The sequence below is a fragment of the Actinomycetospora sp. genome (assembly GCF_036497245.1).
Lineage (GTDB): Bacteria > Actinomycetota > Actinomycetes > Mycobacteriales > Pseudonocardiaceae > Actinomycetospora.
In genome coordinates, this window is sequence record NZ_DASXJS010000249.1 from 1 (window position 1) to 5,681 (window position 5,681).

At 73.1% G+C, this 5,681-nt stretch carries 5 protein-coding genes and 1 pseudogene; 3 read left to right on the forward strand and 3 right to left on the reverse strand.

Annotated elements, in window-relative coordinates:
* On the forward strand, positions 1 to 753 hold a 753-nt coding region (locus tag VGI02_RS26105; protein WP_331632468.1), incomplete at its 5' end, for an NADH-quinone oxidoreductase subunit N.
* A gap of 49 nt (positions 754 to 802) precedes the next feature.
* The gene (locus VGI02_RS26110) at positions 803 to 1,873 is read left to right on the forward strand and encodes a polyprenyl synthetase family protein (protein WP_414638385.1); all 1,071 of its coding nucleotides are present in this window, start codon (positions 803 to 805) and stop codon (positions 1,871 to 1,873) included.
* Here the strand turns inward: VGI02_RS26110 and rarD are convergent.
* Positions 1,849 to 2,808 (reverse strand): EamA family transporter RarD, encoded by a 960-nt coding sequence (gene rarD / locus VGI02_RS26115; protein WP_331632470.1) that lies wholly within the window; start codon positions 2,806 to 2,808, stop codon positions 1,849 to 1,851. The two genes, VGI02_RS26110 and rarD, sit on opposite strands and share 25 nt — an antisense overlap.
* Before the next feature lie 390 nt (positions 2,809 to 3,198).
* Here rarD and VGI02_RS26120 point away from each other — a divergent pair, with 390 nt between their 5' ends.
* Positions 3,199 to 4,101 carry a patatin-like phospholipase family protein gene (locus VGI02_RS26120; RefSeq protein WP_331632472.1) on the forward strand — a complete coding sequence of 301 codons (903 nt, stop codon included), beginning with the start codon at positions 3,199 to 3,201 and terminating at the stop codon, positions 4,099 to 4,101.
* 45 nt (positions 4,102 to 4,146) lie between these two features.
* Here the strand turns inward: VGI02_RS26120 and VGI02_RS26125 are convergent, their stop codons facing one another.
* Positions 4,147 to 5,241 (reverse strand): 2-oxoacid:ferredoxin oxidoreductase subunit beta, encoded by a 1,095-nt coding sequence (locus VGI02_RS26125; RefSeq protein WP_331632474.1) that lies wholly within the window; start codon positions 5,239 to 5,241, stop codon positions 4,147 to 4,149.
* A pseudogene (locus VGI02_RS26130) lies at positions 5,238 to 5,681 on the reverse strand (2-oxoacid:acceptor oxidoreductase subunit alpha); the annotation flags it as partial. The gene VGI02_RS26125 and the pseudogene VGI02_RS26130, both read right to left, overlap by 4 nt.

Consider the following 5,681-nt stretch of genomic DNA (forward strand, 5'->3'; position numbering starts at 1 on the left):
GTCTACCAGGGCGCCCCGACCCCGGTGACCGCGTTCATGGCGGCCTGCACGAAGGTCGCGGCGTTCGGCGCGATCCTGCGGGTGTTCAGCGTCGCGTTCGGCACCACGGTGCTGGAATGGCGCGGGGTGCTCTGGGCCGTCGCGATCGCGTCGATGGTCATCGGCACGCTGCTGGGCCTCACGCAGACCGACCTCAAGCGGATGGTCGCGTACTCCTCGGTGGCGCACGCCGGGTTCCTGCTCATCGGATGCCTGGCCATCACCCCGGCGGGCCTGTCCGGGACGCTGTTCTACCTGCTGGCCTACGGCTTCACGACGATCGCGATCCTCGGGCTGGTCTCGCTGGTGCGCTCCGGAGACGGCGAGAACAACCACCTCTCGGCCTACGCGGGGCTGGCGACCCGATCCCCGGTGGTGGCCGCCGCGCTCTCGTTCTGCCTGCTGGCCCTCGCCGGGGTACCGCTCACCAGCGGGTTCACCGCGAAGTTCGCGGTGTTCTCGGCGGGCCTGGCCGACGGCATGGCCCCCCTGGTCATCGTCGGGCTGGTGTGCAGCGCGATCGCCGCGTTCTTCTACCTGCGCGTTATCGTGATGATGTACTTCTCGCCGCCCGCCGCCGACGGGCCCTCGGTGAGCCTGCCCGGCCCCATGACGACGGTGTCGATCACCCTCGGCGTCGCGGTCACCCTCCTGCTCGGGGTGGTGCCGACGGCGGCCCTGGACTGGGCCGCGGCCGCACGGTTCCTGGGCTGACCGCCGGACCCGGCAGGTCGGGTACGTCGTGAAGGGCGACAATGTGATCGTGCAGAGTTCCTCGCCGGCTGGCCCCTCGCCCACTGCCGCGACGCAGGTCGCCGGCCTCCCGATCGGCGACGAGGCGCTCGCCACCGAGGTGACGGCCGGGCTGGACCGCGTCGAGGACCTGTTGCGGCGGGAGGTCCACAGCGACTACCGCTTCGTCGAGAACACCTCGCTGCACCTCATCGAGGCGGGCGGCAAGCGGTTCCGGCCGCTGCTGACCCTGCTCGCGGCGCAGGTGGCGGCCGGAGACGCGGCCCGGCGGAGCTCAGCCCCGTCCGGGGCGACGAGCGAGGACGTCGTCGTCGCGGCCACCTCGGTGGAGCTGGTGCACCTCGCGACGCTGTACCACGACGACGTCATGGACGAGGCCGTGATGCGCCGCGGGGCCCAGAGCGCGAACGCGCGCTGGGACAACACCGTCGCGATCCTCACCGGCGACTACCTGTTCGCGCACGCGTCGCGGCTCGTGTCGCAGCTCGGTCCGGAGGCCGTGCGGATCATCGCGGAGACCTTCGCCGAGCTGGTCACGGGCCAGATGCGGGAGACGCGCGGACCGCGCGGCGACGATCCGATCGAGCACTACATGGCGGTCGTCGCCGAGAAGACCGGGTCGCTCATCGCCACCGCGGGCCGCTTCGGGGCGATGTTCGCGGGCGCGGAGCAGGCGCACGTCGAGGCGCTGGGCCGGTTCGGGGAGATCATCGGCACGGCGTTCCAGGTCTCGGACGACATCATCGACATCGCCTCGCCGTCGGGGGACTCCGGGAAGACCCCGGGCACGGACCTCCGCGAGGGGGTCGCGACGCTGCCGGTGCTCTACGCCCTGGCCGACGACGACGCGGCCGCCGCACGGCTGCGCGAGCTCGGCGTCGGCGAGAAGGAGATCACCGACGACGCGGTGGTCGCCGAGGCGCTCGAGATTCTGCGCGCGTCCGACGGGCTCGCCCGCACCCGCGCGGCCCTGGACGCCCAGGCCGAGGCGGCCCGCGCCGAGCTCGCGGGACTGCCCGCCGGGCCCGCCCGGGCGGCGCTGTCGGCCCTGCTGGACTACACCGTGGAACGGGTCGGCTGACCTGCGGCCGCCGACCGCTCACGTCCCTCCCGACGGTGGGCGCGCCAGCCGTCGACCGCGAAGCACCCCAGGGCGACCCAGACGAGCACGAACCCGATCCATCGTGCGGGCGGCATCGGCTCGTGCTCCACGAGCACACCCCAGCCGAACTGCAGCGTCGGGTTGACGTACTGGAGGAGCCCGAGCGTGGCCAGCGGCAGGCGCCGGGCCCCGGCGGCGAACAGCAGCAGCGGGATCGCCGTGACCGGGCCTGCGGAGATCAGCAGCAGCGTGTGCGCGGTCCCGTGCCCGAAGGTCCCCGTGCCGACGGCCTGCAGCCAGACGAGGTAGCCGATCGCGATCGGGCCGAGCAGGAAGCCCTCCGCGGTCAGGCCGGCGACCGGGGCGAGCGGCACCCGCTTCTTGAGCAGCCCGTAGAAGCCGAAGCTGAACGCGAGGACGAGGGACACCCACGGCAGCGCGCCCGTCCCCGCCCAGAGCACGGCCACGGCCGCCGTCGCGATCCCGACCGCCACCCACTGCACCCGGCGCAGGCGCTCCCCGAGCACGACGACGGCCAGTACCACCGACACCAGCGGGTTCATGTAGTAGCCGAGGGCGCTCTCCACGACCCGGTCGTGGGTGACGCCCCAGATGTAGACGCCCCAGTTGACCGTGATCAGCACCGAGGCGCCGGTGATGATCACCCACGTCCGCCAGGTCTGCCCCCGCAGCTGCGACCAGCCCCGCAGCAGGGTGAGCAGGACGAGCATCCCGACGAGCGTCCAGGCGATGCGGTGGGCGAGGATCTCCACCGAGCCCGCGGGTTCGAGCAGCGGCCAGAACGCGGGGAAGGTGCCCCAGAGCGTGTAGGCGCCGAGCGCGGCGACGAGGCCGGAGCGGGGTGGCCGGGCCGTCGGGTCGGCGACGCCGGCTGGTGCACCCTCGTCGGCCACACCTCGACCTCACCACGCCGACGACGGGCCGCGCAGCCGAGTTCGCTGTCTGACGCGGCACACCTGGTCGGGGCTCGGCGGGCGTTCGGGCGAGGGGCACACGGCGCAGGCTCGGCGGGGTTCGGTGCTGCCCCCTGTGCTCCTGATCAACGGGGTGAGGCGCGGGCTCGGCGGGCGTCCGGGCGAAGGGCACACGGCGCAGGTCGAGTTCGAGCCTGACGTGCGTGGTGTGCTCTTGATCAACGTGGGCGGGGCGGGTGGGCCGTCGGCCGCGGGACCTCTCGCGCGAGGGGCACACAGCGCAGGCTCGGCGGGGCCAACGCTGCCCCGTGTGCTCCTGATCAACGGGCCCACGTCGACCCGGGAGCGGTCGGTGCGCGAACATGCGTCGTGCACCCCGTCATCGAGATCCTCCGGGCGCGTCGCGAGCGCGGCGACCGTGACGACCCCTTCCGCGTCGCGCTGGCCGTCGAGGGTGGCGGTTCCCGCGCGACGCTCTCGGGCGGGATGGTGCTCGGGCTCGCGGAGGCGGGGCTCTCGACGGTGTTCGACGCGGTGTACGGGGCGAGCGCGGGCACGATCAACGGGGCGTGGTTCGTCGCCGGCGCGACCGGTCGCGGCATCCCCGCCTGGTACCGGCCCGGCGTGATGCACCGGGTGACGGGCATCAAGCGCCTCGCGCTCGGCAAGCCCCTGGTGGACATGCGCTGGGTGGTCGACGAGCTCTACCGTCGCGTCGTCCCGATGGACTGGGCGGCGGTACGCGAGGCGGCGACCCCACTGCACCCGATGGCCACCGACGCGGACACCGGTGCCTCGGTGGACCTCTCCGACCTCGTGCACGACGACGGGTCGCTGCGTGACGCCCTCCGCGCCTCGACCCACCTCCCGGTCCTCGGCGGGCCGCCGGTCGCGCTGGCCGGGCGGCGCTATCTCGACGCGGCCCTCGCCGAGACGCTGCCGTTCCGCACCCCGCTGGCCCAGGGCGCGACGCACGTGCTGCTGCTCCGCACCCGGCGGGCCGACAACCCGGTGCGGCCGCCGTGGCGCTCCGGGGACGTGCTCGCCCGGACCGTGCTGAGTCGCTCCGCGCCGGGGGCGGCGAAGGCCTGGCGCACCCGCTACGAGCGCCAGCTCGCCGACGAGGAGGACCTGACGGGTCGCTACGCCGACGTCGTCCACGCGCTGCGCCCGCCGGCAGGGACCCGGCCCGTCAGCCAGCTCGAGACCGACGAGGCGCGGCTGCGCGAGGCCGTCGACGTGGGCCGCGAGGTGGCGCTGCGCGCCACGTGAGCGGATGTCGTCGCCACGGACGACGACATCCCGCTCACGCTGTCGTCAGGCCTCGCCCTCCGGGGTGGGTGCGACGGCCCAGGTGTCCTTGCCGGTGAGCAGGGCCTGCAGGTTGTCGCCCCGTTGCTGGGCCTGCTCGGCGGCGGCGGTGACCTGGGCGCGGGCGCCGTCGTCGTAGGTCGGGCGCTGCACCGAGCGGAAGATGCCGGTGACGGTGTGGGTGAGGTCCTGGTCGGACAGGCGCGAGAGCGCGAACGCCTGGGTCGGGTCCTGCTCGTCCGCGTGGTGGGACACGAGGGCGTCCTCGCCGACCTCGGACACCAACCGGACCTCGAGGCCGCCGGACGCCGCCCGGACGACGCCGTACTCGCCGTCGTTGCCGAACCGGATGGGTTCGCCGTCGACGAGGGGGATGAGGCGCTGGTTGACCTCGTCGCCCTTGCGCAGGACGTCGAAGGAGCCGTCGTTGAAGATCGGGCAGTCCTGGAAGATCTCGACCAGGGAGGCGCCGCGGTGCGCGGCGGCCTGGCGCAGCACCTCGGTCAGGCCCTTGCGGTCGGAGTCCAGGGCGCGCCCGACGAAGGTCGCCTCGGCGCCCAGGGCGAGCGAGACCGGGTTGAACGGGGCGTCGACCGAGCCCATCGGGGTGGACTTGGTGACCTTCCCGACCTCGGAGGTCGGGGAGTACTGCCCCTTGGTCAACCCGTAGATCCGGTTGTTGAACAGCAGGATGGTGATGTTCATGTTCCGGCGCAGCGCGTGGATCAGGTGGTTGCCACCGATGGAGAGCGCGTCGCCGTCGCCGGTCACGACCCACACCGACAGGTCCGGCCGGGTCACGGCCAGCCCGGTCGCGATCGCCGGGGCGCGGCCGTGGATGGAGTGCATCCCGTAGGTGTCGAGGTAGTACGGGAAGCGGGACGAGCAGCCGATCCCGGACACGAACACGATGTTCTCGCGCTTGAGTCCGAGCTCGGGCAGGAACGAGCGCACCGACGCCAGGACCGCGTAGTCCCCGCAGCCCGGGCACCAGCGCACCTCCTGGTCGGAGGTGAAGTCCTTCGCCTTCTGCGTCTCGTCGGTGGTCGGCACCAGGTCGAGTCCACCGAGCGACGGTGTGGGCAGATCGGTCGCGGTCATGCGGGAAGGTCCCCCTTCACGGCGTCGGTGAGGACACCGGCGAGCTCTTCGGCCTGGAACGGCAGCCCGGCCACCTTGGTGTAGGAACGCGCGTCCACCAGGTACTTCGCGCGAAGCAGCATCGCGAGCTGCCCGAGGTTCATCTCCGGCACGATCACCCGGCGGTACCGGCCCAGGACGTCGCCGAGGTTGTCGGGCATCGGGTTGAGGTTGCGCAGGTGGGCCTGGGCGACCGAGAGCCCGGAGGCGCGGACACGGCGGCACGCCGCCCCGATCGGCCCGAACGTGGAGCCCCACCCCAGCACCAGGACCTCGGCGTCGCCGTCGGGGTCGTCGACGGTGATGTCGTCGACCGGGATGCCGTCGATCTTGGCCTGGCGCAGCCGGACCATGCGGTCGTGGTTGTCCGGGTCGTAGGAGATCGAGCCGCGGCCGTCGGC